The organism is Hydrogenobaculum sp. Y04AAS1 (assembly GCF_000020785.1).
Classification (GTDB): Bacteria; Aquificota; Aquificia; order Aquificales; family Aquificaceae; genus Hydrogenobaculum.
Map to the genome: position 1 here is coordinate 826361 of NC_011126.1, position 26534 is coordinate 852894.

Consider the following 26534-nt stretch of genomic DNA (forward strand, 5'->3'; position numbering starts at 1 on the left):
TATAATATTCCCCATGGAACATTATGAGCATGTAATAACTAGTATAGTAGCCATGGTAGTAGCACTGGGCGTTGTATTAGCTGCTGGCAAACCTAAAATCATGCCATCAAAATTGCAATTTGTAATTGAATCCTATATAAATTTTTGCAAATCTATGGTCACTGAAAACATGGGCGAGCAAGGTCTACGCTATTTACCTCTTATAGCCTCTATAGGGCTTTTTGTATTCTTTGGAAATGTTATGGAGCTTTTACCTTTTGTAGATGCACCCACTGGCAACATAAATACCACTTTAGCACTTACACTTATAGTATTTTTCTTATACCACTTTGAAGGCTTTAGAGTGAACGGTCTTGGTTATATAAAACACTTTATGGGGCCAATAAAAGCTTTAGCACCCTTCTTCTTTATAATAGAAATCATGTCTCACTTAGGAAGGGTTGTATCCCTATCTTTACGTCTTTTTGCAAATATGAAAGGTGGAGCTATACTTCTTATTTCAATAATAGGTGTTTTGATAGGGAATCCGTTTACGTTGGCAGTATCTCCAATAGTACTTGTATTTTTAATAACAATAAAGGTATTAGCCATTGTTTTACAAGCTTTTATTTTTATGATATTAAGCACAATATATATAGCTGGTGCGGTGGTACACGAGGAACATTGATATGAATATAAATAAGATTCTTCTAATAATGGATATGGAAAGCGGTAATTGTCAAAGCTCTACAGGAAAGATAATAGACTTTTTGAATGTCTTTAAAACTGAGGTTGATGCGCTTGTAGTTTTAGAGTCTGTTAAAAAAGCTGAGGATATAGCCCTTTCTTTTGGAATGCCCTTTGATCCTAAGATGAAAGAAGATAGTGTAAATAGAACATTAGATAGATTAAAACATATGTTTCCCAAAGAGCTTAACATAAAGTTTCATGTAAAGGTGGGTGATTTTGAAGAAGAAGCAAAAGCTTTATACAATAGCATAAATCCAGACATGCTTATAGTGGCTTGTAATAATTTCAACAAAAATATTTCAAAATTTTCAAAATCAGTAGGTAAACCAGTTTTATTAATAAATTAGGAGGATATTTATGAAGCTTAAAACTCTCATGCTTTTAACTCTTGCTAGTAGCATAGCAATGGCTGACACTGCTAGTTCAAGTAGCTCCGATGCCCATGCAAGAGCGCTTTTTTATGGTTTGATGGCGGTTGCTGCAGGCGTATCTATAGGCCTTGGTGCTTTGGGTGCTGGTGTAGGTGCTGGTTCTGCTATAAGAGGTGCGGAAGAGGGCATGGCTAGAAATCCAAACATGGCAGGTAAGTTGCAAACTATAATGTTCATAGGTCTGGCATTCATTGAAACCTTTGCACTTTATGCAATGTTGTTCTCTATAATATTTGTATTTACTGGTATATTCTCAGGAAAAGCTGGATTCTAAACTTTAAAGCGTCGCCTTGGGTAGAGGCGATTATAAATATCTACCCATTTAAAAAGAGGTAACTATGACAAATGCTTTAAAACCTCATATTTCAAATAGGAAAAGAAAACGTGTGAGCGGATTCTTAGCCCGTATGTCTTCAAGGTCTGGTAGAAATGTTATAAAAAGAAGAAGACAAAAGGGGAGAAAGAGACTAGTCCCTTGAAATATTTGCTTATAAAATTTGTTAGGTTTTGGCAGATTTGTATATCACCTTTATATCCTAGCTCATGTAGATTTTATCCTACATGTTCTCATTATGCTATTTTATCCATTGAAAAGTATGGAGCTTTTAAAGGTGGTATGAAAGCTTTCTGGCGCATATTAAGATGCAATCCTTGGAATAAGGGTGGTATAGATTATCCATAATGGAACAGATAGATTTAAAAAGATTAATTGCAATATTTTTTGCAGTATCTATTACTATACTTGCTTATCAATACATCACTGAATACTTTTTTAAAAGCCCAACAGTAACAACCCCCCAGCAAAAAGCTAAAAAAACAACTGCTAATCAAGCAATTTTTACTTATCAATATCAGGGCGGTATAAACTTATTTCTCAACAACCAAAGACAAACCCAGGATATACAAAACGGAGTTTTACTTCATTTTAAAGATGCAGATGTAAAATTTGCTTACAACGGTGGTAGGATAACATACTATTATATCAAAAACTTTAAACAAAACCTTATAACCCCCCAAGAATACGCACTAAAGGTTTTTCCTTTAGAAGTTTACACCGGCAACCCTTCTATAGACGAGGCTATAAACTTTAGCAACTACAACATCTCGGTAACCAACAACAACGTCGTTATGACACTAAAGCTACCAAACATAAGCGTTGTTAAAGATATATCCTTTGATAAAGAGGGTTTTATATCAAAAATAAGCGTATCTTTGATAGGTTATAACAAACCCTATTTTGTAATGATTGGCAACAACCTAAACGAAGAGGATTTACATACTCACCAAGGACCAGTTTTTGATATAAACGAAAATGTTAAAAGACTAGACAATGATGATATAAAAACTTATAAAGTAATAACCGGCAACATATCTTTTGCAGGCGAAGAAAGTAGATTCTTCTTTCAAGGAATAAAAGGCCATATAAATTCTATACAGATATACAAAGAAAGACTAGGTAAAGATGACTTTACATTCATGCTTGTCTCCTTTGATGGTAAAGCTCTTATGTTTTTTGGACCAAAAGAGTATGACTTGCTTAAGAAAGCAAACCTTACTGATGTGCTTGATTTTGGAGACTTTAGAATAGTGGTAGAGCCTTTGTTTAAATTTTTATATTTTATTTATATAAAAACCGGAAACTGGATAATATCTATTTTTGTTTTGACACTTTTAATAAGAATATTGTTCTTCCCGCTAAACTACAAATCTACGTTATCAATGTCAAAACTTTCAGAAGTAGCTCCAAAGATGGAAAAAATCAAAGAAAAATACAAAGACGACCCCGTTAAAATGCAAGAAGAAATTATGAAACTATACAAAGAAGTGGGCTTTAACCCAGCTTCGGGATGCTTACCCATACTTGTGCAAATCCCAATATTTTTCTCCCTTTACAAGGTTATTGTGATAACAGCAGATTTAAAACTGGCTCATTTTCTATGGATACACGACTTAACCCAAAAAGACCCGTATTATATCTTACCTATTTTAATGGGTATAACCATGATTATGTCTTTGAGACTAACCCCAAATCCAGACCCAAGACAAAACTCTATCATGTATATAAGTTCTTTATTTTTTGTATTCTTGTTTGCTTCGTTCCCAGCAGCTTTAGTAATTTATTGGACTATAAACAACATACTTAGCTTTTTACAAACTTACCTCATTAGAAAAGTTTTACTAAAAGATAAATTAAACCCGCCAACAAAACCCCAAAAAACAAAATAAAAGTGTTATAATAGTGATATGTTTGAGTTTATAAGAAAACACAAAGAAACGTTTGCTATCTTATCAGGTATAGTAACAGCAGCTTTTTTCCTGTGGAACTTTGCGGCTGGTAACATTACGTCTTTGTTTCATTCATCAGAAAACTGCATAGCAAAAGCAAATGGTGATTGCATAAGTATAGCAGATTTTAGAAGAGTAGCCATGGGAACCAACCAACAAATGACACCCATATTAAAGCAAGAGATTTTAAATTCTCTCATAGATGATGATCTTTTATACGAACAAGCCAAAAAAGAAGGCTTTTTAGTATCCGATAAAGAAGTGGCAGATATAATATCTCAAGATCCTTCTTTCCAAGTGGATGGAAAATTCAACTTTGATAGATATAAAGCTGTGTTAGCAGAAGCCGGATATACACCAGAAACCTATGAATCCTATATAAAAAAGCAACTTACCATACAAAAATATACCTTGTTTGTCACAAACGCATCTTATGTTAGCGATATAGAATTAAATGCAGCTAATATGATAAACAACACACTTTTATCTGGGAAAGCCTATATAATAGACCCAAACTCTGTAAACATAAACTATACACCAACAGAACAAGAAATAGAAGACTATTACAACAAACATAAAGATGAGTTTAAAATAGTAAACCCATCATCTATAATATATTGGGAAACCACAGACAAAAATAAAGCAAGAGAAATATACATGGCTCTTAAATCTGGTAAAATACCACCTGGTTTCAAAGCTTTTGATGAAAAAACAATGTCAAAAACTTTTGGTGCAGTAGTAAAAGCCCTAAACCCGCAAAATCCTGTGCTAGTAGGAAACGTTGGTAACAACATATACATCTTCACATATCAAAGTACAAAAAACGCTGCTATAATGCCGCTTTCTCAAGCAAAAAACCAAGTGATCCAAGATTTAATAATGGAAAAAAAGATATTGGCTTTAAAAGATTTTGCTAAAAATATATACAATAACTTAAAAGCTAAAAAACCTGTAAGTATAAAGCCTGTAGCATTTAACAACCTACCTTTATCTAAAATATCTACAATGGTGGATATAAAATCTTCCGATATAGTGCCGATGGTTACAGAAAAAACACCTGCATTCTTTGGTCCCTACGTCTCCGCTAGCGGTAGCGCTTACGTAATAATAGAAGTGGACTCAAGAAGCATAAAAAATCAGCAAAATCCCGAACAGACATTTGTTCAATTGATAAGTCTAAAAGCAAACGTTTTAATGAATTACCTTATAAAAGATTTAAGAGCTCATGCCAAGATAGATATAAACAAGAGCTTATACAACAACCTTTAATGTGCTAAAATAATGTTATGGAAGAGAAAGAATTTATATTGTGGTCTAAAGAGAAGAATGCTATCACAACCGCTTTAGAGTCTGGCGTAAAAGCTATAATAGTAGAATCAGAAGAAGAGGCAAAAAACGTAAGTAAGTTAGGTAAAATAGAAACGTGGATATTGGGAGAAGATATAGAGTATATCAAGATTTTAAACAAAGAAGATGAGCTAAGGGCTGCTAAATCACCAAAAAAGGTACTAGTAGAAACCACAGATTGGACTATAATTCCGTTGGAAAATATCATAGCCCAAAAAGAAGATGTATATGTTATAGTAAAATCCGAAGAAGAAGCGAAAACCGCCTTAAACATATTGGAAAAAGGTGTAAAGGGTGTCGTTTTAAAAGATCCTGATTTAAATCTTATAAAAAAGATATCAAACGTAGTGGAACCAAAAGAAAAATTAAACCTTGTAGAAGCTGAAATCTTAAGAGTGCTACCAGTAGGCATGGGAGATAGAGTGTGCGTAGACACAACTTCTATATTTAAAAAAGCAGAAGGTATGCTGGTGGGCAACTCTTCGGGTGGAATGCTTTTGGTGGCGGCAGAAACAGAAGAAAACCCTTACGTTGCTTCAAGACCTTTTAGGGTGAACGCTGGTGCTGTACATATGTATATCAAGGCTCCCAACAACAAAACTATATACTTGTGTGAAGCAGAAGCTGGAAAACCTGTGATGGTGTACGATAAAAACGGCAACGGAAGGACAGTTTACGTAGGAAGAGCAAAGATTGAAAGAAGACCTATGCTTTTAGTAGAAGCTATCTCAAACGGCAAAAAACTATCAGCGGTGCTTCAAAACGCAGAAACTATAAGGCTTGTAAAACCAGACGGAGAACTTATATCTGTGGTAGAACTAAAAAAAGGTGATAAGGTGTTAGGATATATAGAACAAGAAGGAAGGCATTTTGGTATGAAGGTAGACGAAACCATCACAGAAAAATGAAATACCTTGCTCCTTCAATACTTTCTGCTAATTTTTGGAATTTAGGTAAAGATATAGAAGCTACATTAAAAGGCGGGGCAGATATAATACATTTTGATGTAATGGACGGGGCTTTTGTACCAAATATCACAGTGGGACCTTATGTTTTAGAATGTTTAAAAGAAAAATTGCCAAATGTCACTTTTGACGCTCATCTTATGATAAACAATCCAGATGCCTATATAAAAGAGTTTGTAGAAGCTGGAGCATCTATGGTGTCTGTTCACATAGAAAACGTACCTCATATTCATAGGACTGTTGAGCTGATAAAAACCCTTGGAGCAAAAGCCGGTGTTGCCATCAATCCCGGTACATCTTTGGATAGCATCGATGAGATTGTGCATTATGCCGATTACATACTACTTATGTCTGTAAATCCTGGTTTTGGTGGTCAAAGCTTTATAGATCGTTCAATTGTTCGTGCTAAAAGCTTAAAACAAAGAATTTTAGAAAAAGGTCTAAATTGTCTTGTAGAAATGGATGGTGGATTGAAATTTAACAATTTGCACCTTGTAAAAGAATATGTCGATATATTTGTTATAGGCTCCGGCATATTTAAAGAAAAAGACATAGAATCCATCACTAGAAAAATAAAAGATTTTATAAGCAATGTTTAAACATATAAAACCATTTATCGTAATGGACATTCTAAAAAAAACATCATCTTTTGAAGATGCAATCCATCTTGAAATTGGAGAGCCAGATTTAGCACCATCTCCAAACGTTTTAAAACATCTTCAAAAAGCCGTAAACAGTGGATATTTTGGTTATACTGAAGCAAAAGGCTTAAAAGCCCTAAGAGATGCTATATCAACTTACTACAGAAATTTCTACAACATAGAAATATCATCAGAAAGAATCATCATAACTACTGGTTCTTCAGGAGCCTTTTCTTTGATATTTGGGCTTTTAGAAGAAAAAAACATAGCCTTACAAGATCCAGGTTATCCTTGTTACGAAAACATAGCTTACGCTTTTGATAAAAATATAGTAAAAATACCTGTTTTCAAGGATACAAGCTTCCAAATCACAAAAGAGCACCTTAAAAACGTTGAATTTGATTTACTTTTAATCTCTTCAGTTTCGAATCCCACTGGTGTTGTATACAGCGAAGATAACCTACAAGATATAATAGAATTTTGTGAAGCAAATAAAAAGATCTTTGTATGCGATGAAATATATCATGGACTTACTTATGATAAAAGCATAAAAACTGCTCTTTCTTACAGCGATAATATCTTTGTAATAAATAGTTTCTCTAAGTTCTTTTGTATGCCAGGATTTAGAATAGGTTGGATTATAGTACCAGAACGATATATAGAGGACATAGAAAGACTATCTCAAAATATGTTTATAAGTGCTCCTACTCTATCCCAATACGCTGCCTTGGGGGCTTTTGACTATGAATATCTCAACTTCGTTAGGAATACTTTTAAACAAAGAAGAGATTTCTTTTACGAGGATTTAAAAAATATATTTAACATACCAGTAAAGCCAGAAGGAGCTTTTTATATATGGGCAGATATATCAAAATACAATATTCCATCGAAAGAATTTTGCGATTTTCTGTTTGAAAAAACAAGGGTAGCAATTACACCTGGAATAGATTTTGGTACCAATCAAACCGATAGATTTGTAAGATTTTCTTTTGCAAAGGATATAGCATATTTAAAAGAAGCTATATCTCGCATAAAAAACGTGCTATAATTTGAATAAAACTTGTTTAGAGAGGAGAAGAAACTATGAAAGATGTATATTTTATGGAGAGAGACCCTTATGCACCTATAAGACATTGTTATGGCATAAGCAAAATCCTTTACGAAGGCAAGTCAAAATATCAAGAGATTCAAGTAGTAGAGTCCCATTACTTTGGTAAAATATTGATACTTGATGGTGTAGTGCAATTTACAGAAAAAAACGAATTTTTCTATCACGAAATGCTAACTCATCCTGTAATGTTTGCTCATAAAAATCCCCAAAATGTGCTAATAATAGGTGGAGGAGACGGTGGCATCCTAAGAGAGGTTTTAAAACACAAGTCTGTAAAGAAAGCTGTATTGGTGGATATAGATAAAGATGTAGTAGAAGTGTCTAAAAAGTTTTTCCCCACCGTCGCTTGTTCGATGGATGATCCTAGAGCTATCATACTAAATGAAGATGGTTTTAAATACATTCAAGACTATAAAAATGAGTTTGATGTTATCATAGTAGACTCTACAGATCCTGTTGGTTTCGCACATGTACTTACCACAGAAGAGTTCTTTAAATATGTGTTTGAAGCTTTAAAAGAAGATGGTATATACGTTGGACAATCTGAATCTTTGCACTATCATCTTGATATAGTTGTGCGTTTTCAAAAAGCTTTGAAAAAAAGCTTTCCTATAGTAGACCTTTACACCACCGTTATACCAGTATACGCTGGGTATTGGTGGAGTTTTTCAGTGGGTTCCAAAGTTTACAATCCACGAGAAATATCAAGAGAAGTTGATGTAGAAACGAGATTTTACTCAGATGAAATACACAAAAACGCATTTTTGCCACCAAACTTTTATCAAAAGATTTTAAACGGTAATTTTAAATATTGATAGGAGAGTTTATGAGAGTTTTACTGGTAGGATGGGTACCGCCTTCGGAACCACAAAGCGGAGAAGATAAGCACATCTATATTCTTGCTAAAAACCTAAAAAACTTAGGCCACCATGTGGAAGTGTTTACTATATTACCACCTTTTATGATAGGCAAGCAAAATGAATTTGATCTTTTAAACGCCCAATACGAAGGTATTACATACAATGTCTTCACCAGAAGAGATTGGTTTTTATATCAGCACGGATACTCTCCTATGACCGAAGTCTACGAAGAACCTACTACACAGATATGGTTTAAATTTTTAGCTATGAAGCCCGATTGGGACTTTATACATTTTCAATCTATTATGCCCCTTTCTATAATAGAAAAAACTAAACAATTTGGATATAAGGTCCTAAACACTATGCATTCTATGTACTTATTAGAACCCTCTTGGCATATGTTTTCTACTTATAAGTATGAGCAAAACAAATTTCAATGTATAGCCCAAGATGAGTTTACACCAGAAAGATTTGTGGAAGAATACAACATCATGATGGGTCTAAACCTTACAGAATCCCAGAAAAAAGTGGTGGCAATAGAGATGAAAAGAAGGCTTGACTACGGAAAATACCTCATGGAAGATGTCATAAACCTAAATATATCAAACGGCGCTTACGGGGCTTATGCTATATTAGATTTTGGCGTAAAACCAGATAACATAATAAACTTAGTATTACCAGAGCAAGGTTTTGCCGCCAACAAAAGGGATGAAAAAAGATCAAAAGATATCATAGAAAAAACCAAAGCCAAATATTCGAAACCAAGAAAAAAAACAATCTTTGCATTCTTATCCAACTGGCAAGTAACAAAGGGCCATCACATCATATTAAAAGCAGTAGACTATCTAAGAGATTTGGAAGGTAAGTTTGAAGTAAGGCTTTACGGCAATCCAGAAATAAATCCAAACTACAAATACTTTATGTTATCCTTGTTTAAGGATAAGTTTATAAAATCTCATGTGAAAGTGATGGGTATTTACACTCATGCACAGCTTGATGCCATATGCGATGAAATACATCTTCACATAAACCCCCACGTATGGGCTATGGGTCCTACCACGGCTTTTAACGAAACCGCCCAAAGAGGCGTTATGCAAATGTGGACCAAAGCAAGACATGCCGATATATTTGAAAAGTTTCAAGAAGAGCTTATCTTTGGCAGAAAACTTCTTGATGAAGAGCTAAGCAACAAGCTAAGAAAGGTAAACAGATATTATATCTCTGATATAAATCTAAACTACGAAAGAAAAAGATTTGAGGCTTTTAATATTAAAAGCATCGAAGACCAAAACAAAAAATTAGCAAACTATATATTAGAATGCGGAAATCCAGAAGACTTAGCAAAGAAAATGAGATTTTTTATAGAAAACACTGGCTACAATATATTTGACGATTGGTATTTTCTAACAGGTTATAGCATGGAAAATCCACCACCTTTACCAGAAATTGCAGATACCACCAAATATATAGAGCTTATATACAAGTGAAACGGTGAAAAAAACCGACATACCTAAAGTGTTTAAGATTTTAAAAAAAGATTATGAAGAAAACCATGCACCGGTTGTTACCCTTATAGCTCATACCACAAAAGACCCTTTTAGGGTGCTTGTATGCGCCCTTCTTTCCACCAGAACAAAGGATGAGACTACCGCAAGGGTTTGTGAAAGACTTTTTGTTAAGGTAAAATCTATAGAGGATTTGTACAACATCAAAGAAGAAGAGTTAAAGGAGCTTATATACGGCGTTGGATTTTACAACACAAAAGCAAAAAACTTAAAAGAGCTTTCAAAGATTTTGGTAGAAAAATATAGCGCTAAGATACCAAATACGTTGGAAGAGCTTCTTGAACTTCCTGGTGTAGGGCTTAAGGTAGCGAATTTGGTATTGGCAGAAGGGTTTGGCATACCAGCCATCTGTGTAGATGTGCATGTGCATCGTATTACCAACAGATGGTGCTTAGTAAAAACAAAAACCCCAGAACAAACAGAAGAGGCGCTAAAAAACATACTACCTAAAAAATATTGGATTGATATAAATAGATATTTGGTATCCTTTGGTCAGCGTATATGTAAACCCATAAAACCAAGCTGCAACATATGTCCTATCGAGCGCTTTTGCGGAAAATGTATTGATAAAAAGAACCGATCAAAACAACAAAAAGATTTATAGCCAAAGCCGGCAAACCTATAAATATAGGACCAAAAGAAGATGGCATTAGAACGTTTTGTATGATACCAAAATGATTTACTTTTTCAAGCTCGTAGATACCAAAAATAATACCAGTTACAAGTCCTATCATAAGGCTTTCTTTGTTTAAATGTCTTACAAAAAGCCCTAAAAATATGGAAGGAAGCGTTTGAAGTATGACAATACCACCAATTAGCTGCAATGCTATTGCAAAAGTAGGAGGTACTAGAAATACAAAAAGAAGAGGAATTAGTTTAAACAAGAATGAAAACCATTTTGCAAGCTTTGTCTCGTTTGAAGGATTTGAAATATTTAACTCTCTAAGTACATTTACCATCAGATTTGAGCTTGCTATAGCCATTATAGAAGCTGGCACAAGACCGCCTATGAATATTCCAAGTAAAGCTATACCGCTAAACCACTGAGGCATTGTGGAAACTATCAACGCTGGTACCACAAAAGAACCTTTAGCAGAAGCTGGTATATGGTTTAACATATCCATAGCTGGTTTTACTTCGTATATAAGTACACCAAAAAGCGCCAGAATAGCTAGGCCGATTCCATAAATAGGTAAAAACGCTATAGATTTCTTCAAAACTTTCACATCACTTGAACTAAGACAACCCGTTATAGCATGAGGGTATAAGAACAACGCTAAGGCACTCATAACAGATAAACTTATATATGCGCTTATAAGTTTTGGATTCAACGTGGCGTATGCTTTTTTTATTTCAAAAGCTTTATAAAAACCATGGTAATGCAAAGGTATATAAAGGCTAAGCACTACAACAGTCCCAAGTATGAGAAAGTCTTTAAGCACCGCCGTAAGAGTAGCTCCTCTAAGCCCTGATTTGTAAGTAAACCAAGATAGTATCAAAAACGCTAAACTAAGAGATATCTCGTTTACAAAGTTTTGATTTATACCTTTAAACTGCATAAGAAGTGTAGATAACACTACCTTCATACCAACGATTTGAAGGGCTATATAAGGAAGCTCTGCCGCTATACCAACAAGCGCCACCATAATGGCTAAGCTTTTAGAGTTATACCTATCTTTTATAAAATCCACCGCCGTTATATGACACTTTTCTTTTGAGACTGCAAAAAACTTTGGCATAACCGCCAAAGCCACTCCGAATCCCATAGCCACATAAGGCACTGCAAAGAAAAATATAGGACCTTTGGCAAATAATCCAGAAGGTACCGCTATAAAAGTATAAGCTGTAAAAAGATCAGCCCCTATTAAGAACCAAAGCAACCACGCCCCAAATCTCTGCCCCCCAAGAGCCCATTCGTGCAACAGATCGAGATTCCCAGCCCTAAAGTCTTTACCCTTTAAACCAAGGTAAGAAAACACGATAAAAAGTGCCAAAAACACTATCAGACTAACCATCGTCTTTTCCCAAAAACACCGCCAAAGCGTAAAAAATAGATGTTATTACAAGCATCAAGATTTGAAACCAGTAAAAAAATGGCATCCCAAAAAATTCTGGGCTTTTATGGTTATATAAAAATATAAACATATAAATCAAAGCTGGAATACCAAGAAATATATAATACATAATAAATATTATAAACAAATTTTTTATGCTTTTGGAAAAAATCTGATAAAATATATCTATGATTGCTATTGAAGATTTTACAATTAAAGATTTTAAAAGCTCAAAAATCTTAGAGAAGATTTTAAACAGAGCTAAGGTGTTTGAACAGCAGTATCTAGATAAGGTAAGAGAGATAATAGAAAACGTTATAAAATACAAAGATGAGGCTTTATATAAATACGCCCTTGAGTTTGATAACATTGACCTTAAAAAAGAAGGCATAGAGATACCAAAAGAAGCCATAGAAAACGCTTACAAAGATTTAGACGAGAACACCAAAAAGGCTCTTCAATTTTCCTATGAAAGAGTGTATAAATTCCATGAAAATCAAAAAGAGAAATCTTTTATGGTAGAAGAAGATGGGATGATATTGGGCCAAAGGGTATTACCAGTAGAAAGTGCAGGTCTTTATGTGCCTGGAGGCAAAGCCGCTTATCCATCTTCTGTTATTATGAACGCAGTACCTGCAAAAGTAGCCGGTGTTTCCAATGTCTATATGGTATGTCCAAAACCCACGAAAGAAGTATTGGCTGCTGCTTATATATGCGGTGTAGATAGGATATTTAGAGTGGGAGGAGCTCAGAGCATAGCAGCATTAGCTTACGGGACTGAGACAATACCAGCTGTAGAAAAGATAGTCGGTCCTGGTAATATATACGTTGCCACTGCAAAAAGATTGGTTTATGGCATAGTGGGAATAGATATGGTGGCTGGTCCTTCAGAAGTGCTTATTATAGCCGATGCTTCTGCAGATCCAAGCTTTATTGCTATGGACATGCTATCCCAAGCCGAGCATGATGAACTAGCTAGTGCTATTTTGATAACAAACTGCGAAGATTTGGCTTACTCAGTGGCCAAAGAGATTGATGTTTTCTTATCACAGTTAGAAAGAAAAGATATAGCCTCAAAATCTATAGATAACTACGGAGCTATATTTATAGTAAAAAACTTAGAAAAAGCCTGTGAACTATCTAATATGATAGCCCCAGAGCATCTTGAAATAAATACGGAAAATCCTTTTGAGCTTTTAGGATTTATAAAAAATGCCGGTGCTATATTTTTAGGAGAGTATACTGTGGAAGCTTTAGGAGACTACTGTCTTGGCCCTAATCATACGCTACCTACCGGAAGAAGCGCAAGGTTTTCATCGGCTTTAGGCGTTTATGATTTTGTAAAACGCTCTTCCATACTTTACGTGTCAAAAAAAGGCTTTGACAAAGTAAAACACCATGCCCATAACCTTGCAAAAATAGAAGGTCTTCACGCTCATGCATCCTCTATAGAATTAAGAGGTTTATGAAAAAAATACTTTTTCTTGTTTGTTTTGGGCTTTTAATATACTCTTGTGCTCCTGTTACAAAGTGCAAGCCCTATAAATATCAAAATGTTTCTATCCCGCAAGATTTTACCACTGAAGGCTACGTTTCTTACGGCATTTTAAAGTATCCTTTTTCTTTGGTAAAAGCCAAAGACAACTATACGTTGGAAACGTTTATCGGCAATTTAAACTTTAAAAAAGACCTTTGTTTTGGATCTGGTTGCATCAGCCTGCCTATTGATCTATCAAAGCTTTTTTACGGTGATGTGATAACCAAAGACGATAAAGTGCTTTGCAAAGACGGTTATACTATATATGAAAGTGAAAACGGAGTCTATAAAAAAATGGTTTACGTAAAAGATGGAAAACTTTACAAAATGGATATACTTGATAACGCTCACAACAAAGAATTTAGTGTATATTTTAAAGATAGATCTAAAGCTGGGTATTATAAAAACTTAGAGATAAAAGCTGATAATCTTGATTTGAATATAAATATAAAGGATTTAAAGAGCGTATGAATATACTAGATGGTAAAAGCTTAGCAAAGAAGATAAAGCACAACATAAAACAAGAGGTCAAACATCTTGAGAGAAAACCAAAGCTTGTAGTGGTGCTTGTGGGAGATGACCAAGCTAGTTTGGTGTATGTAAAAAACAAAGTCCAAGCTTGTGCAGATGTTGGTTTTAGCTCCCAACTTGATATGTTTGAAAAAGATGTAGAAGAAGATGTGCTTTTAAATCATATTAAAAGCCTAAATGAGCAAGAAGATGTAGATGGTATATTGGTACAGCTTCCATTGCCATCACATATATCAATGCAAAAAGTAATAGACACCATAGACCCATCAAAGGATGTAGACGGCTTTCATCCTCAAAATATGGGCAAGCTTTTTTCTGGGGATTTGGAAAACGCTTTTATCCCTTGTACACCTCTTGGTATTAAGCTTTTATTGGATGAATACAACATAGATCTAAAAGGTAAAAACGTATGTATAGTAGGAGCTGGTTTTATAGTGGGTAAACCTCTTTCTATGCTTATGCTAAATTACGATGCCACGGTAAGCGTATGCCACAAATACACAAAAGATATTGTAGAATACACAAAAACTGCCGATATACTTATATCAGCTACTGGAGTACCATTTTTGATAAAAGACTACATGGTAAAGGAGGGTGCAGTGGTGATAGATGTTGGTATTTCAAAAGTAAACGGGAAAATAGTTGGAGATGTAGATTTTGAAAGTATATCCCAAAAGGCCTCTTTTATAACACCTGTTCCTGGTGGTGTAGGGCCTATGACAGTAGCAACACTTCTTCTTAATACATTAAAAGCTTATAAACAACGCATATGAATGACAAATTCTTTATAGACAAAACAAAAGAGATTTTAAAAACTTATAACCTTTCTCCAGACAAACATCCACCTAAACTTTCCAAAGAAGAAGCTATAAAAATAATCAATACGTTAAGAGAGCTTATAAATTATCACGACTATAGATATTATGTGTTAAATCAACCCGTTATATCAGATGCTGAGTACGATGCTATTTATAAATTTCTTAAAAGCATAGAAGATAATTATCCAGACTTGATAACCCCAGACTCACTCACTCAAAGGGTATCTTCCGATATATCAAGCACATTTCCTCAAGTAAAGCACTTAGCACCGATGCTTTCTTTAGACAACACTTACAACGAAGATGACTTAAGAGATTTTGATAGAAGAGTAAAAGAATTAAGCGGAAAAGAACATATAGAATACTGCGTTGAGCCAAAATACGACGGAGCTGGTATATCGCTTTTATACGAAAACGATCTATTTGTAAGAGGAGCTACTAGAGGAGATGGGGAAGTAGGTGAAGATGTTACTAAAAACCTAAAAACTATCAAGACGATACCACTAAGGGCAAATTTTTCAAAACAAGGTATTAGGCTTTTAGAAATAAGAGGAGAAGTCATAATAAATAAAGATGATTTTAAAAAGATAAACGAAGAGAGGATGGCGGAAAACTTACCTCCTTACGCAAATCCAAGGAATTTAGCGGCTGGTTCTATAAGACTTCAAGACCCCCAAGAAGTAGTCAAAAGACCTCTAACAGCCCTTGTCTACCAAATAACATACGTAGAACCCACAAACAATATGCCAAAAACTCACTACGGAGCTATAAAAATGCTTCATGATCTTGGTTTTAAAACGCCGTTTTTGGATATGAAACTCTGTAAAAATATCCAAGAGGTTATAGATTACTGTAGATACTTTGAATCAAAAAGAGAATCACTACCTTATGAAATAGATGGAATGGTGATAAAAGTAAACGATATATCTTTGTACGATGAACTAGGTTTTACATCGCATGCTCCAAGATGGGCCACTGCTTTTAAATTTAAAGCAAAACAAGCCACTACCATAATATTAGATGTGATATTTAGTGTTGGAAGAGTAGGCAATATAACACCAGTGGCAAAATTAGAACCGGTATCTTTGGGCGGGGTTACCATATCAAGTGTTTCTTTGTTCAATGAAGATTTTATAAGAGAAAAAGATATACACATAAAAGATACGGTTATTATAGAAAGGGCTGGTGAGGTGATACCTTATGTGGTTAGCGTTGTAAAAGAAGCAAGGCCCAAAGATGCCAAGCCAATCGTTTTTCCAAAGTATTGTCCTTCTTGTGGTTCTAAGCTTGTAAAAGCCCCCGGCGAAGTGGCTTGGAGGTGTATAAATATATCCTGCCCAGCTCAAGTGGTGTTAAGGATTAGGCATTTTGCATCAAAAGATGCAATGGATATAAAAGGTTTAGGGGAAGCTGTGGCTCAGCTTTTGTACGATGCCAAACTTGTGAAAAATATAGCAGATATCTACTATCTTAAATTTTCAGATTTGGTAAGGCTTCCAAGGTTTGCCAAAAAATCAGCTCAGAATCTTATAGATGCCATAGAAGCTTCAAAAAGAAGAGGCCTAGCAAGGGTGTTATATGGTCTTGGCATAAGATACGTAGGGCTTACCACTGCAAAAAAACTTGCTTCATATTACAAGGATATATGGAATATAGTAAAAGCCTCAGAAGAAGACTTAAGAAATATAGAGGATATAGGGGATATAGTTGCAAGAAGTATAAAAGAGTTTTTTGGCTTGGAGCAAAATATAAATACGATAAAAAGGTTAGAAGAAGCTGGTGTACTTTTAAAAGAAGTATCTGAAGCTGTGTCTAATAAGCTTGCCGGTTTACAATTTGTTTTCACGGGCACACTTTCTTGTTGTACCAGAGAGGTAGCCAGACAAATGGTAGAATCCCTTGGAGCCACTACATCAGATAGCGTAACTCATCATACATCTTACCTTGTGGTAGGACAGGATCCAGGTGCTACCAAACTAAGAAAAGCAAACATGCTAGGTATCAAAACTATAAGCGAAGAGGAGTTTTTAAGGCTTTTAGAAGATAGCAAGTAAGGAGGAGGAATATGACCGATTTTGATGTTGATTTATTACTTATAAGATTAATAAAACAAAGTACCAACATAACTTTATTTGATTTGATCAAAGTTGTAAAAGAAGCTACTTCTTTGTTTAACGAAAAAGTCGTAGAGCAACTAAAAGATATAGATATTTTTGACAACATAATAAAGCTTGATGACGAAATACCAGTCTTGGAGTTAAAAAAGATTTTAATAAACGTTAAAGAAAATCTATATGGTTCTTATCTAAGGGCTTCAAGCATTATGATAGTAGATTCCATCAAAGAACAATTTGTTGACGCTGAACATATATCTCAAGAAGAGCTCAAATACATAGATGAGCTTTTTGATAGCCTCCTGGAGATGCAAAGACTCTACAACTTCATCAAACATTTTGTAAAAGCCCTAAAGGTGCCTAATTTAGCTGAAGAGATTAATCAAAATATTACTCAAGAAAAAATAAGAAAAATGATGGAAGAAAAATCAAACAAAAGGCTAAATATATTAAAAGAAATAGAAGACATTCAAATTAAAATATTAGATTTAAAAAGAGAGAGGGATAAGATTGTCAACAAAATTACTGGCAAAAGCAAGGATATAGATTTTCATATAAAAGCCCTAGAAGAAAAACTAGGACTACTAAGAAAACAATTTAAAGATTTAGTTTAAGGTTTTACGTACATATAGCCTTCTTTTTCAAGCATGTTCATATCTATCAAAGCACCTCTGACAGGTTTAGCAAAATCTCCCATCATAGCTTTTGTGATGTGGAATTTGTGCATAGTATTTTCACAAACATGAAATTGTACTCTACCGTCGCTTTGTTTAACAAAGTTCTCAAAATCTTTTTCTTCTTTTGAGTTTTTAAGCATATACTTTATAGTAGGTCCCCATACTTCCACTACCACATGGGCTTTTTTGTTTTTAGAAGTATGCTCTAAAATATTATCTACCATTTTAACGCTTTTAGGATTGTGAAAATCCAATATCACGTTAAGAGGCTCTTCAGACTTGGCCGACTTGTTAACAGCGGAATCTTTTACCGAAGCACCAAAGCCTAAACCCAAATACGCCATTCCAAACACCAATAAAGTTAGTATGTATAAACTATCCCTTTTCATGCTATTTAGTTTACATATAATTTCTATTTTTTCCATGATATATATTACTCACTATAAAGATCTTTTACTAACTCTTCCTTTACTTCTTGCGGTATCTCTTGTTTTATATTTATATCTTTATGGTTTATCTCTATGAAAGCTTTTTCATTTTTAAAAAGCTCTTTTTGATGGTTGTCAAAATCGAATTTTATGAAGTGGATTGTGGCAGCCTTACCAAATTTATAATCCATATCACTTTGCTCGTTGGCTTTTGCTTTTATCTTTTGGTCTTTGAAAGATATAAAAATACCATCGTGTATTCCAACAAGTTCTTTTAATTTACGCTTTCTTTCGTTCTCATCTGGTATTTCTATAAAAAGTGTGGCGCTTAGCTGGTTTTGTTCTGGTATCAAATCGTTGTAAACCTCTATTTCAAAATTTATATCTTCGTCTTTTACCATGCGCTCAGCTCTTATCATTTCCTGGATTTGAAACCATACGCTAAATGTATTTTCAAAAAATAAGTGAAATATATCACCTGCAAAAATGCTTCTTTTTTTCTTTATACCTAAAAGCTCTTTCACTTTCTCGGGTCTTGCCTTTTCATACTCGTATAAGTTTAATATATTTTCATAGTTTATTTTTTTCATAACACATCTCCATAAGCCATAGATAATACTTCTATTGGGCTTTTAACTACCCTTGTGGTATTTAGTTCTATAAAATTTCCCGCCAAAGGACAGTCTGAAACTACCAAATCTGCCTTTTGGTTTAATATATTATCAAACAAAGGCTTTCCTACACCAACGGCCATATCAAAAGTATCTTTTTTAACACCAAAAGTACCATCATGTCCAGAGCACATCTCTACTATCCTTACTTTTGTATTTGGTATCATCCTCATTAGCGCTGCAGATTTATAACCAACTCCTAAAGACTTTAAATGACAAGCTATATGATAATCTATCTTACCCATATGGTTTTTAAAATCTTTATTAAAAAGATTTTCTTGATTTAAAGAAAACAAATAATCTCCTATTTCATAAACCTTTTCAGATAGCTCTTTAGATTCTGGTGTTCTTAAAAGCAAAGGATACTCATGTTTAAGTTGCAATGCACACGTTGGTACTGGCACTATCACATCGTAGCCGTTTCTTACGTAGTCTATCATCATATCTACGTTGTATTTGGCTTTTTTGATGGAGCTATTTAAATCTCCTATATCAAAAAATGGTATACCGCAGCAATTTTGCTCTGGCACTTCTACATGTATACTATTTTTGTAAAGTACATGTAAAAGGGCTTTACCTTTTTCAAGAAAGTTGTAATTTAATAAACATGTATAAAATAAAACAGCTTTTCTAACTGGTTTTTTTATCGGCATCAAGTTATCTTTTAAAAAGCTTTTAAAAGAATGTTCGTTTATAGGTGGTAGCTTTGCCCTTTGGTCAATACCTGCCGTTTTTTCCATTATAAATCTAACTGGTTTTACGTCCATTGTTTTATTTACAACTTTTCCAAACGGTACAGACAATTTACCCACCAAATCTGTGTCAAGCATAAGTCTGTCAGTTATTTTAGCAACTTGATTTTTAAATTTTATAGCTTTATATCTCAAAGATAAATGAGGAAAATCTAATTTCCACTCATGGGGCGGTGTGTAAGGACATTTAAAATAGCATTGCTTGCAATGAAAACAAAGCTCCAAAGGTTTTGCCAGCTCTTCTTTTGTAAGAGCTTCTATATTATCGTTTTTCTTATCTACAGCGTCAAAAAGCGCCGGAAAAGAAGGACAAAAATTTACACACATCCTACAATCTTTACACTTTAAATAAACTCTCTTAACTTCTTCATAAAGAGCTTCTTCATTGTAAAATTTTGGATCATCCAAATCAAAGTTAAACTCCTTTAATCCACCTATTGACATTTCAGGCATAAACACCTCTTATAAAACTATAATTTTTTCTGTTAAATTACTTATAAAAAAGGAGGGCTTTGGCCCCTCCTATTTTGTTATTATTAGCCGTTCTTTACGCTTTCTAGAACCTTTTGGAACCTACCAGCATGAGATTTTTCTGCTTTTGCCAATGTTTCAAACCAAGCTGCTATATCATCAAAACCTTCTTCCCTAGCGGTTTTTGCAAAACCAGGATACATTTCAGAATATTCGTAAACCTCACCAGCTACAGCAGACTCTAGCATTCCTTCAAGAGTTGACATCGGCTTATCGGTAGCTGGGTCTACGCCGTTGTATTTTCTTAGATAATCAAGATGTCCAAACGCATGTCCAGTTTCGCCTTCTGCCGTTTCTCTAAAGTTGTTGGCTACATCTGGATAGCCTTGAATATCGGCTTCTCTTGCAAAATACAGATATCTTCTGTTTGCTTGGGATTCCCCAGCAAATGCATGTTTGAGACACTCAAGTGTCTTTGTGCCTTTTAAGTCCTTGCTCATAAGCCTTACCTCCTTTAAAATAAATTTTAATTTAGAACTATTCTTAATTATAAAATATAAAATCAAAAAAACAATGATTATATGTCATAAATTTTGTTTTTTAATAAATATATGAAAATTTTATATTGTAATGTTAATATATTTGTTATGAGGAAAAAAATTTCAGTTATTTTTGGTGTGGTTGCAACAATAATATTTTTATCTGGATGTTCTCCTCAAACCATAAACAACAATAATCCTGAAACTGTATTAAAAAACTTTGACAAAGATATAGAAAATGGTGATTTTAAAGACGCTGCAAAACTTCTAAATCCAGATACCGTATCTTCAAGAGGCAAGATATGGGCAGAAAGATGGGTAAAGCTAAACACTTACAACGTAAAAAGCATAACCATAAAAGATATACGTATTTTGGGAGGCACTGCACACGCAACTGTAAACATAACATATAAAGACGGCAAAACCCAAAAAAATGCTATAGATCTCATCAAAAACAACGGCACTTGGTATATAAGTCCATCTTTTAGCTTTAAGGAGGGTAAATAATGAATTCTATCAGCATATGGGAAATTTTTAAAAGCTTGTTCGATTATACTCAAGCATTTATAACAAAAAAACCTGGCCCAGTTATAATTTATATAACGTTGGTACTGCTTTTTAGCCTTGTAGATAACTACATACCCAAAGAATTTATCTTTATAAATATAGGATTTTCAATATTTTGGACACTAATTTCCAACGCCTTTTTAATACATATAGGCCACATAGTAAAAGATAACAAAGATATTATTTCCTTTGAAAAAGCCATAAAACAAAGGATTACTATAGATTTTTTTACACAACATTGGAAAGAGTCTTTAGGTATGATGTTTGGCAATGCTATAGTATTTTTCATAATTTTTTTAGGAGAAGCTTTAGTGTTAAATTTTAGTGGCTTCTTAACAGCTTACTATGCTACAAAAAATCATGATATCTTTGCTATAAATTATACAGTTCCAGTAGCTTTAGGCCTTATTTTCGTAATAACAACGCTTTCCATGATATCCTACGTAGCACCTTATGTGTATGCTGGAGTTTATACTGCAGATAGTTTTAAGGAGGCTTTTGCAAGGGTATTTGATCTTATATCCTTTGGAGTTTGGAAAAAAACTCTGAACCTTCAGTATTTTTTTGATATTAGCATGTGGCTTGTTTACTCTACTATGGTCATTGTTATGATAATACCGCTTATGTTTTACGCTATCGTTGCACCTTTTGGACTTATAGTACTAGCTATATACATCATACAATTTCCTATGTTTAGTGTTATGATAAGATATTGGAGAAGCGAATAGACCGATGCTAATTTCTTCGAACTCATCGCTCAAAGAGCTACACAAAAAGGGATTTACTCTTATTGAGCTTTTAGTAGTAATAGTGATAATAGGTATACTTTCTGCTATAATAATACCGCGTATCACAAATAGAATTGGAGAAGCAAAAATAAAAGCTACAAAAGTCCAGCTAAAAAATCTTCAGGGAGCTTTAGAACAGTATTATATAGATACTGGCATGTACCCTACAACAGCACAAGGGCTTCAAGCTTTAGTAGAAAAGCCTACAATACCACCAATTCCAGAAAATTGGCATCAAGAGCTAGACAAAATCCCCACCGACGGCTGGGGACACAAGTTTTACTATATCTCACCAGCTCCCAATCATCCTTACGACCTTTTTGCTAAAACTCCAGATGGTAAAAAAATAGATGTATGGACAATGCATCTCAAAAAATAATCAAAAAGGCTTTACGCTTTTAGAAACTATAGCAGCCTTCGTGGTGTTTGTAGTGATGATAGCAGGAGCTTATTCTCTTCTAATTCAAGCTATAAAACTCCATGAAAGACAACAAACTCTAACAAAAGATGCTTTTATTCTATTCAACAAGCTAAAATATACTTCTAAACATACCTCCATAAAACATATTCATCATTTTAACTATCAAGTGATTCGGTACCACAACCTAAAAGTGGTAAAATTTTTACCCCAATGAAATGTTATAAAGAAAAAGCTTTTGGTTTTACGCTTTTGGAAATATTGGTGGTTATCGTTATCGTATCTTTGTTTTTCAGTACATTGATAGGGTCTTATTTTTTTATAGTTAAAAAAAGCCTAAAAACCATGAAAGACTCTAAAAATCTTTATAACTACGCAAAGGCTATATATAATTTAGAAAATGCTATAAAATGCTCAAAAAGTATAAAAATAGACAATTCAAAAAACTTTTCTACATTATATCTATATACATACTGTGGTATATATAAAGGTTTTTCAAAGGAGGTCTTTTTCGTAAAAGATAATACGTTGTACATTTACGCTTATCCGTACGAGTTTGGAGATATCTTTTTTTACGATGAAAAAAAAGCCATAAAGTTAATACCTATAACAAATTTTAGAGCAGAGTTTATTAACAACGATTTAATCAAGTTTAATATAAATAACAAACATTTTATAGTGCCTATTTTGATAAAATAAAAATTATGTTTAACACAAAAAATGCGATAACAATACTTCTGATAGTCTTGGGCTTAACGCTTTTTTACCTTTGGTATAGCACTTGGCACAGAAATATATCTACAAATAGTTTAAACAGACAACTTATCCAAGAGAAAATAAACAACCCTCCCACTTACAAGCCAATAAGCAATCAACCTACCAAAGGAGCAAACGCTGAACTACCAAACAACACAATAAACCTAGCTAAAAGCACAAACCAGACCCAAACATCTACAAACAAAGAACAAAGCAATACAAACAAAGTTAATACTAAAGCCTCGGGAAAAACTATACCAAAAAAACCTTTACATTTAAAAACTAAAAGAGCTGTTGTTTATAGAAACAAAATTTCAAGACCAATAATAAAAAAACCTAATATAAAGAAGCCTACTAAACCGTACGCAGAAAAATCTTTTTCAAAATCAAACTCTGGTATAAAGCTTCAGGCCCAGAAAAACTATAAAAACTATGAAAACAATATAAAGGGCATAAAATTGAAAAATGGTACTTACCAAGTAGGTGCTTTTAAACATCTTTACGATGCTTTGAGCCTCAGCATTGAATTAAAGTCAGAAGGGAAACGTGCAACAATTATCCATCAAAATGGATTTTATAAGGTGATCGTTTATTAGCTACCTTTTAAAGCTAAATTGTTTTGTGGTGTTTTGTTGTGCTGACCAAAGAAATAATTTACTATGGCCTCGTACATTGCTTTCGCAAAAGCCCATTGGTAAGATGGGTTTGTAAGTTCTTTTACATCGTGAGGGTTGCTAATAAATCCAGTTTCCACTAAAACAGATGGTATACCAGGAGTTCTAAGTACTACAAAATTTCTTCTATGTATGTTGTGAATATCAACATGCTTATGCAAATCTTCGTCTAAGGTATAAGCTAAATCTTTAGCAAATTCAAAGCTTTGGTTTTTCGTAACATCCAAAGCCAATCTAGCTAACACTTTCTTAGCACTTAAGCTTGGCTCGTATAAAGCATTACCAAACACAAGATGAGAAAAGGCTTCGTTGTTTACCAACTCGTTGTACTTCATATTTATACCTGGAGTAGATAGAAAATATATGTTAGTGCCATGTGGCCACGTAATATGACCAGGTGCCATGTTGCAATGTATGCTTATAAACAAATCCGCTCTATTTTCTATGGCTATCCTAGCCCTTTCTTGAAGCGGTACAAATACATCTTTATCCCTTGTCATTATTACTTTAAACCTTGGGTCATGTTTCAAGAAAAAATCCAACTTCTTACCTATAGACAATACAATATTTTTTTCTTCTACCCCACCTATTCCTATAGCACCAGAATCCTTACTGCCGTGTCCTGGATCTATCACCACCACTTTTACCCCATGTGGATGTGGTATATATTTGTAAGTTTTTTGAGGTTTTTCATAATTTTCTATAGCTTCCAAATACTTTTTATCTACTACGCTTAAAGGATCTTCACCTTTATCGTAAACCGTATTTTCCAAACTTGGTTTTTTCTTTAATAGGTAAGCGTACTTTGGAGATATTATATTTAAAATACTATCTTGAGAGGCCTTAGGCTTATATATATCTATTACTATTCTTTCTGGATTTTGTAACATAAAGCTTTTTACTGCAGCTGGTACGTATGTCATAGTATATATAAACTTTCTATCACCTATTTCTATAATAATGTTTCTACCCTCTTGACGTACTTTATATATATTTACATCTTTTACATCAAATACATAGCGTATTTTATCCTGATATAAACCCTTTCTTACATCTATTATCTTAGACCAAGAAAAACTAACAAAGCTAATCAAAAATATTACTAAAATCGTCAAGTATTTTTTCACTTTCTTCATCGTCTTTCACCTCTTCTTTTCTTGTAGCCCAAGGCGGCATCGGTACACTTACCACGGTAGGAGTGGGTATATCCGGTTGATAAAGCACCATCGAACCTTTTTTCAGCATGCTTACCCTTTGTTTCAGGCTTTTAGAGAGAAAACCATATTGCTCGCCAGATAGCTCTGCTGTATCAAGTCTACCTACCACTTTTACGGCACTGTTTGCCACTATACGCTTTTCTACCTCGCTGGCTGTCTGCTGAGCACCTATTAGTATCACACCAAGACTTCTGCCTCTTTCTGCTATATCAAGCAAAGTATCTTTTATAGGGCTCCATCCTTCTTTTGGAGCGTATTTATTTAATTCGTCTAAAAGCACAAAAATTTTAGGATCAGATACACCACTTTCTTCCCTTTGTTTAAAGATTTTATCCAAAATAACACCAACCACAAACATCTTACCTACGCTATGAAGATCACTTATATCAATAACGTTTAACGTATGCATATTTTCTACAAATTCCTTTGTAATGTTTTTAATATGCGTTGAAATCTCTCTCTTTATAAGATTCCTAATATATTTCTTACTAAAAGCAAACCTTCTCAAAAAAGCATCTATGCTCTGACTACTAGTGTTTCTACCAAACCACGAGTAATATCTTTCTTTATCATCATCCTTTTCATCATACACTTCTCGTAAAAGCTTATATAAATCATCTAAATCTTTAATCTCTCTTCCAGCTTTATCATCTATCAATGTGTCAATTCCTTTCGAAAGTTCGTAAAGCTTGCTGGCGACTCTGTCTATTATAAAGTTTAAATTTGATATTTCTTGATCGTTTTCTACAAACATATATTTTAAAAGTCTTTCTGAAGCAAAATCTCCCATACTAAAGCCATATTTATCTACATCGTATCTTGCAGCACCCATTGGGTTTTGAGAATCTGGTTTCTCTGGAGGACAGTAAAAAGCCACATCTTTAAAGGGCTTTGGCTCTAAGCCCATAATATCAAATTTTTTCTTATCTTCTCCTTTAAACCTTATATTTTCTTTGTCTAAAAATAATAAATCTTTTCCCTTTACGTTAAAAATGACAAATTTTGGTTTATCTTGAGATTTCTGAATTATAGAATTTATCAAAAACAAAGAGTAAGAAGTTTTTGTAGCCACTCCAGACATCCCGCTTATAGATATATGAGCACCATCTTTTCCATTTATAAAGTTGTAATTTATATATACTGGTAATCCATCTTGGGATAATCCAGCTGGAATTTTTGTTTCCATAGTGTCAAAAAATAAACCTTTGTCTCTATCTTCACCAAAAGCTTTAAAAACCTCATCACCGGGTTTTGGGGGTACGTAGTATTGGGGTTCTACGCGGTTTACATTTATTTTTGCAAGATATACAGGATGCACTGGTAAAACACCTTCTTTTGCTTTTATCTCCTGGTAAAGTATGTCAACACCTTCCAAATATTTTGTAAGATCAACCACAACCCCGTAAAATCTCACTTCTATATTTTCTTCATCTCTTTTAACAATAGACTTACACACCAATACATCATCAAGCTGTACAAAAGAGCTTTCATCTAAAAGCACATCAAAAGACAAAGGAGAAGCCGTCTTCACTACTATTCCAACTGGTTTATTGGACAAGTTATCCAAGCTTTTATCGGCTTTCATAG

Annotated in this window: 32 protein-coding genes; 24 read left to right on the top strand and 8 right to left on the bottom strand. The window is 33.9% G+C overall.

Annotation, left to right across the window (positions count from 1 at the left end; all coding sequences use genetic code 11):
* The first annotated feature begins 13 nt into the window (after positions 1-13).
* The 13 genes from atpB (at position 14) to nth (ending at position 10539) form a co-directional block, all read left to right on the top strand.
* The gene (atpB, locus tag HY04AAS1_RS04440; RefSeq protein WP_012513920.1) at positions 14-667 is read left to right on the top strand and encodes a F0F1 ATP synthase subunit A; all 654 of its coding nucleotides are present in this window, start codon (positions 14-16) and stop codon (positions 665-667) included.
* Position 668: 1 nt separating this feature from the next.
* Entirely contained in the window at positions 669-1076 is a 408-nt protein-coding gene (locus HY04AAS1_RS04445; RefSeq protein ID WP_012513921.1) for a hypothetical protein, read from the top strand.
* Positions 1077-1086: 10 nt separating this feature from the next.
* Positions 1087-1434: an ATP synthase F0 subunit C gene (atpE, locus tag HY04AAS1_RS04450; protein ID WP_012513922.1), complete on the top strand. Its 348-nt coding sequence runs from the start codon at positions 1087-1089 to the stop codon at positions 1432-1434.
* 64 nt (positions 1435-1498) lie between these two features.
* Complete coding sequence (gene rpmH, locus HY04AAS1_RS04455) at positions 1499-1639, top strand: 50S ribosomal protein L34 (RefSeq protein WP_041308036.1); 141 nt, start codon at positions 1499-1501, stop codon at positions 1637-1639.
* Positions 1636-1842, top strand: a complete 207-nt coding sequence (gene yidD / locus HY04AAS1_RS04460; RefSeq protein WP_012513923.1) for a membrane protein insertion efficiency factor YidD — start codon at positions 1636-1638, stop codon at positions 1840-1842. Before rpmH ends, yidD begins: the two co-directional genes overlap by 4 nt.
* Complete coding sequence (yidC, locus tag HY04AAS1_RS04465) at positions 1842-3386, top strand: membrane protein insertase YidC (RefSeq protein WP_012513924.1); 1545 nt, start codon at positions 1842-1844, stop codon at positions 3384-3386. The genes yidD and yidC overlap by 1 nt, the downstream gene beginning before the upstream one ends.
* A gap of 18 nt (positions 3387-3404) precedes the next feature.
* Positions 3405-4715, top strand: a complete 1311-nt coding sequence (locus HY04AAS1_RS04470; RefSeq protein WP_012513925.1) for a SurA N-terminal domain-containing protein — start codon at positions 3405-3407, stop codon at positions 4713-4715.
* 17 nt (positions 4716-4732) lie between these two features.
* Complete coding sequence (locus HY04AAS1_RS04475) at positions 4733-5701, top strand: 3-dehydroquinate synthase II (RefSeq protein ID WP_012513926.1); 969 nt, start codon at positions 4733-4735, stop codon at positions 5699-5701.
* Entirely contained in the window at positions 5698-6357 is a 660-nt protein-coding gene (gene rpe / locus HY04AAS1_RS04480; protein ID WP_012513927.1) for a ribulose-phosphate 3-epimerase, read from the top strand. The genes HY04AAS1_RS04475 and rpe overlap by 4 nt, the downstream gene beginning before the upstream one ends.
* Positions 6350-7447, top strand: coding sequence for an aminotransferase class I/II-fold pyridoxal phosphate-dependent enzyme (locus HY04AAS1_RS04485; protein WP_012513928.1), 1098 nt, complete (start codon positions 6350-6352; stop codon positions 7445-7447). Before rpe ends, HY04AAS1_RS04485 begins: the two co-directional genes overlap by 8 nt.
* A gap of 35 nt (positions 7448-7482) precedes the next feature.
* On the top strand, positions 7483-8325 hold the full coding sequence (speE, locus tag HY04AAS1_RS04490) for a polyamine aminopropyltransferase (protein ID WP_012513929.1): 843 nt from the start codon (positions 7483-7485) through the stop codon (positions 8323-8325).
* 11 nt (positions 8326-8336) lie between these two features.
* Positions 8337-9857 carry a hypothetical protein gene (locus tag HY04AAS1_RS04495; protein WP_012513930.1) on the top strand — a complete coding sequence of 507 codons (1521 nt, stop codon included), beginning with the start codon at positions 8337-8339 and terminating at the stop codon, positions 9855-9857.
* A 4-nt stretch (positions 9858-9861) separates the two neighbouring features.
* A complete protein-coding gene (gene nth / locus HY04AAS1_RS04500) occupies positions 9862-10539 on the top strand; it encodes an endonuclease III (protein ID WP_012513931.1) in 678 nt (225 codons plus the stop codon).
* Here the strand turns inward: nth and HY04AAS1_RS04505 are convergent.
* Positions 10472-11950, bottom strand: coding sequence for a sodium:solute symporter (locus HY04AAS1_RS04505; RefSeq protein ID WP_012513932.1), 1479 nt, complete (start codon positions 11948-11950; stop codon positions 10472-10474). The two genes, nth and HY04AAS1_RS04505, sit on opposite strands and share 68 nt — an antisense overlap.
* Positions 11943-12119 (bottom strand): DUF3311 domain-containing protein, encoded by a 177-nt coding sequence (locus tag HY04AAS1_RS08370; RefSeq protein ID WP_012513933.1) that lies wholly within the window; start codon positions 12117-12119, stop codon positions 11943-11945. Before HY04AAS1_RS08370 ends, HY04AAS1_RS04505 begins: the two co-directional genes overlap by 8 nt.
* 58 nt (positions 12120-12177) lie before the next feature.
* On the opposite strand from HY04AAS1_RS08370, the gene hisD reads away from it, so the two are divergent.
* The 5 genes from hisD to HY04AAS1_RS04530 are packed head-to-tail and all read left to right on the top strand — an operon-like array spanning position 12178 to position 17603.
* On the top strand, positions 12178-13458 hold the full coding sequence (gene hisD, locus HY04AAS1_RS04510; RefSeq protein ID WP_012513934.1) for a histidinol dehydrogenase: 1281 nt from the start codon (positions 12178-12180) through the stop codon (positions 13456-13458).
* Positions 13455-13997: a hypothetical protein gene (locus HY04AAS1_RS04515; RefSeq protein ID WP_012513935.1), complete on the top strand. Its 543-nt coding sequence runs from the start codon at positions 13455-13457 to the stop codon at positions 13995-13997. Before hisD ends, HY04AAS1_RS04515 begins: the two co-directional genes overlap by 4 nt.
* Positions 13994-14830 carry a bifunctional 5,10-methylenetetrahydrofolate dehydrogenase/5,10-methenyltetrahydrofolate cyclohydrolase gene (locus HY04AAS1_RS04520; protein ID WP_012513936.1) on the top strand — a complete coding sequence of 279 codons (837 nt, stop codon included), beginning with the start codon at positions 13994-13996 and terminating at the stop codon, positions 14828-14830. Before HY04AAS1_RS04515 ends, HY04AAS1_RS04520 begins: the two co-directional genes overlap by 4 nt.
* On the top strand, positions 14827-16929 hold the full coding sequence (ligA, locus tag HY04AAS1_RS04525) for an NAD-dependent DNA ligase LigA (RefSeq protein ID WP_012513937.1): 2103 nt from the start codon (positions 14827-14829) through the stop codon (positions 16927-16929). The genes HY04AAS1_RS04520 and ligA overlap by 4 nt, the downstream gene beginning before the upstream one ends.
* 11 nt (positions 16930-16940) lie before the next feature.
* A complete protein-coding gene (locus HY04AAS1_RS04530) occupies positions 16941-17603 on the top strand; it encodes a hypothetical protein (RefSeq protein WP_012513938.1) in 663 nt (220 codons plus the stop codon).
* Here HY04AAS1_RS04530 and HY04AAS1_RS04535 read toward each other — a convergent pair.
* The 4 genes from HY04AAS1_RS04535 to HY04AAS1_RS04550 all read right to left on the bottom strand — a co-directional run bounded on the left by HY04AAS1_RS04535 (position 17600) and on the right by HY04AAS1_RS04550 (position 20488).
* Complete coding sequence (locus HY04AAS1_RS04535) at positions 17600-18091, bottom strand: DsrE family protein (protein WP_012513939.1); 492 nt, start codon at positions 18089-18091, stop codon at positions 17600-17602. The genes HY04AAS1_RS04530 and HY04AAS1_RS04535 overlap by 4 nt on opposite strands.
* Before the next feature lie 8 nt (positions 18092-18099).
* Positions 18100-18684, bottom strand: a complete 585-nt coding sequence (locus HY04AAS1_RS04540) for a DUF3501 family protein (protein WP_012513940.1) — start codon at positions 18682-18684, stop codon at positions 18100-18102.
* Complete coding sequence (locus tag HY04AAS1_RS04545) at positions 18681-19970, bottom strand: heterodisulfide reductase-related iron-sulfur binding cluster (protein ID WP_012513941.1); 1290 nt, start codon at positions 19968-19970, stop codon at positions 18681-18683. Before HY04AAS1_RS04545 ends, HY04AAS1_RS04540 begins: the two co-directional genes overlap by 4 nt.
* A gap of 83 nt (positions 19971-20053) precedes the next feature.
* Positions 20054-20488 (bottom strand): rubrerythrin family protein, encoded by a 435-nt coding sequence (locus HY04AAS1_RS04550; protein ID WP_012513942.1) that lies wholly within the window; start codon positions 20486-20488, stop codon positions 20054-20056.
* Between the two features lie 147 nt (positions 20489-20635).
* Here HY04AAS1_RS04550 and HY04AAS1_RS04555 point away from each other — a divergent pair, with 147 nt between their 5' ends.
* The 6 genes from HY04AAS1_RS04555 to HY04AAS1_RS04580 are packed head-to-tail and all read left to right on the top strand — an operon-like array spanning position 20636 to position 23652.
* Positions 20636-21034, top strand: a complete 399-nt coding sequence (locus tag HY04AAS1_RS04555) for a DUF4878 domain-containing protein (protein ID WP_337954058.1) — start codon at positions 20636-20638, stop codon at positions 21032-21034.
* Entirely contained in the window at positions 21034-21822 is a 789-nt protein-coding gene (locus HY04AAS1_RS04560) for a hypothetical protein (RefSeq protein ID WP_012513944.1), read from the top strand. The genes HY04AAS1_RS04555 and HY04AAS1_RS04560 overlap by 1 nt, the downstream gene beginning before the upstream one ends.
* A 4-nt stretch (positions 21823-21826) precedes the next feature.
* Complete coding sequence (gspG, locus tag HY04AAS1_RS04565) at positions 21827-22261, top strand: type II secretion system major pseudopilin GspG (protein WP_012513945.1); 435 nt, start codon at positions 21827-21829, stop codon at positions 22259-22261.
* On the top strand, positions 22233-22517 hold the full coding sequence (locus tag HY04AAS1_RS04570; RefSeq protein WP_012513946.1) for a prepilin-type N-terminal cleavage/methylation domain-containing protein: 285 nt from the start codon (positions 22233-22235) through the stop codon (positions 22515-22517). Before gspG ends, HY04AAS1_RS04570 begins: the two co-directional genes overlap by 29 nt.
* Entirely contained in the window at positions 22514-22999 is a 486-nt protein-coding gene (locus HY04AAS1_RS04575; protein WP_012513947.1) for a type II secretion system protein, read from the top strand. Before HY04AAS1_RS04570 ends, HY04AAS1_RS04575 begins: the two co-directional genes overlap by 4 nt.
* 5 nt (positions 23000-23004) lie before the next feature.
* The gene (locus tag HY04AAS1_RS04580; protein ID WP_012513948.1) at positions 23005-23652 is read left to right on the top strand and encodes a hypothetical protein; all 648 of its coding nucleotides are present in this window, start codon (positions 23005-23007) and stop codon (positions 23650-23652) included.
* Here the strand turns inward: HY04AAS1_RS04580 and HY04AAS1_RS04585 are convergent.
* Positions 23649-24866 (bottom strand): N-acetylmuramoyl-L-alanine amidase, encoded by a 1218-nt coding sequence (locus HY04AAS1_RS04585; RefSeq protein ID WP_012513949.1) that lies wholly within the window; start codon positions 24864-24866, stop codon positions 23649-23651. The two genes, HY04AAS1_RS04580 and HY04AAS1_RS04585, sit on opposite strands and share 4 nt — an antisense overlap.
* Positions 24817-26532: an ATP-binding protein gene (locus tag HY04AAS1_RS04590; RefSeq protein ID WP_012513950.1), complete on the bottom strand. Its 1716-nt coding sequence runs from the start codon at positions 26530-26532 to the stop codon at positions 24817-24819. Before HY04AAS1_RS04590 ends, HY04AAS1_RS04585 begins: the two co-directional genes overlap by 50 nt.
* Positions 26533-26534: the final 2 nt, after the last annotated feature.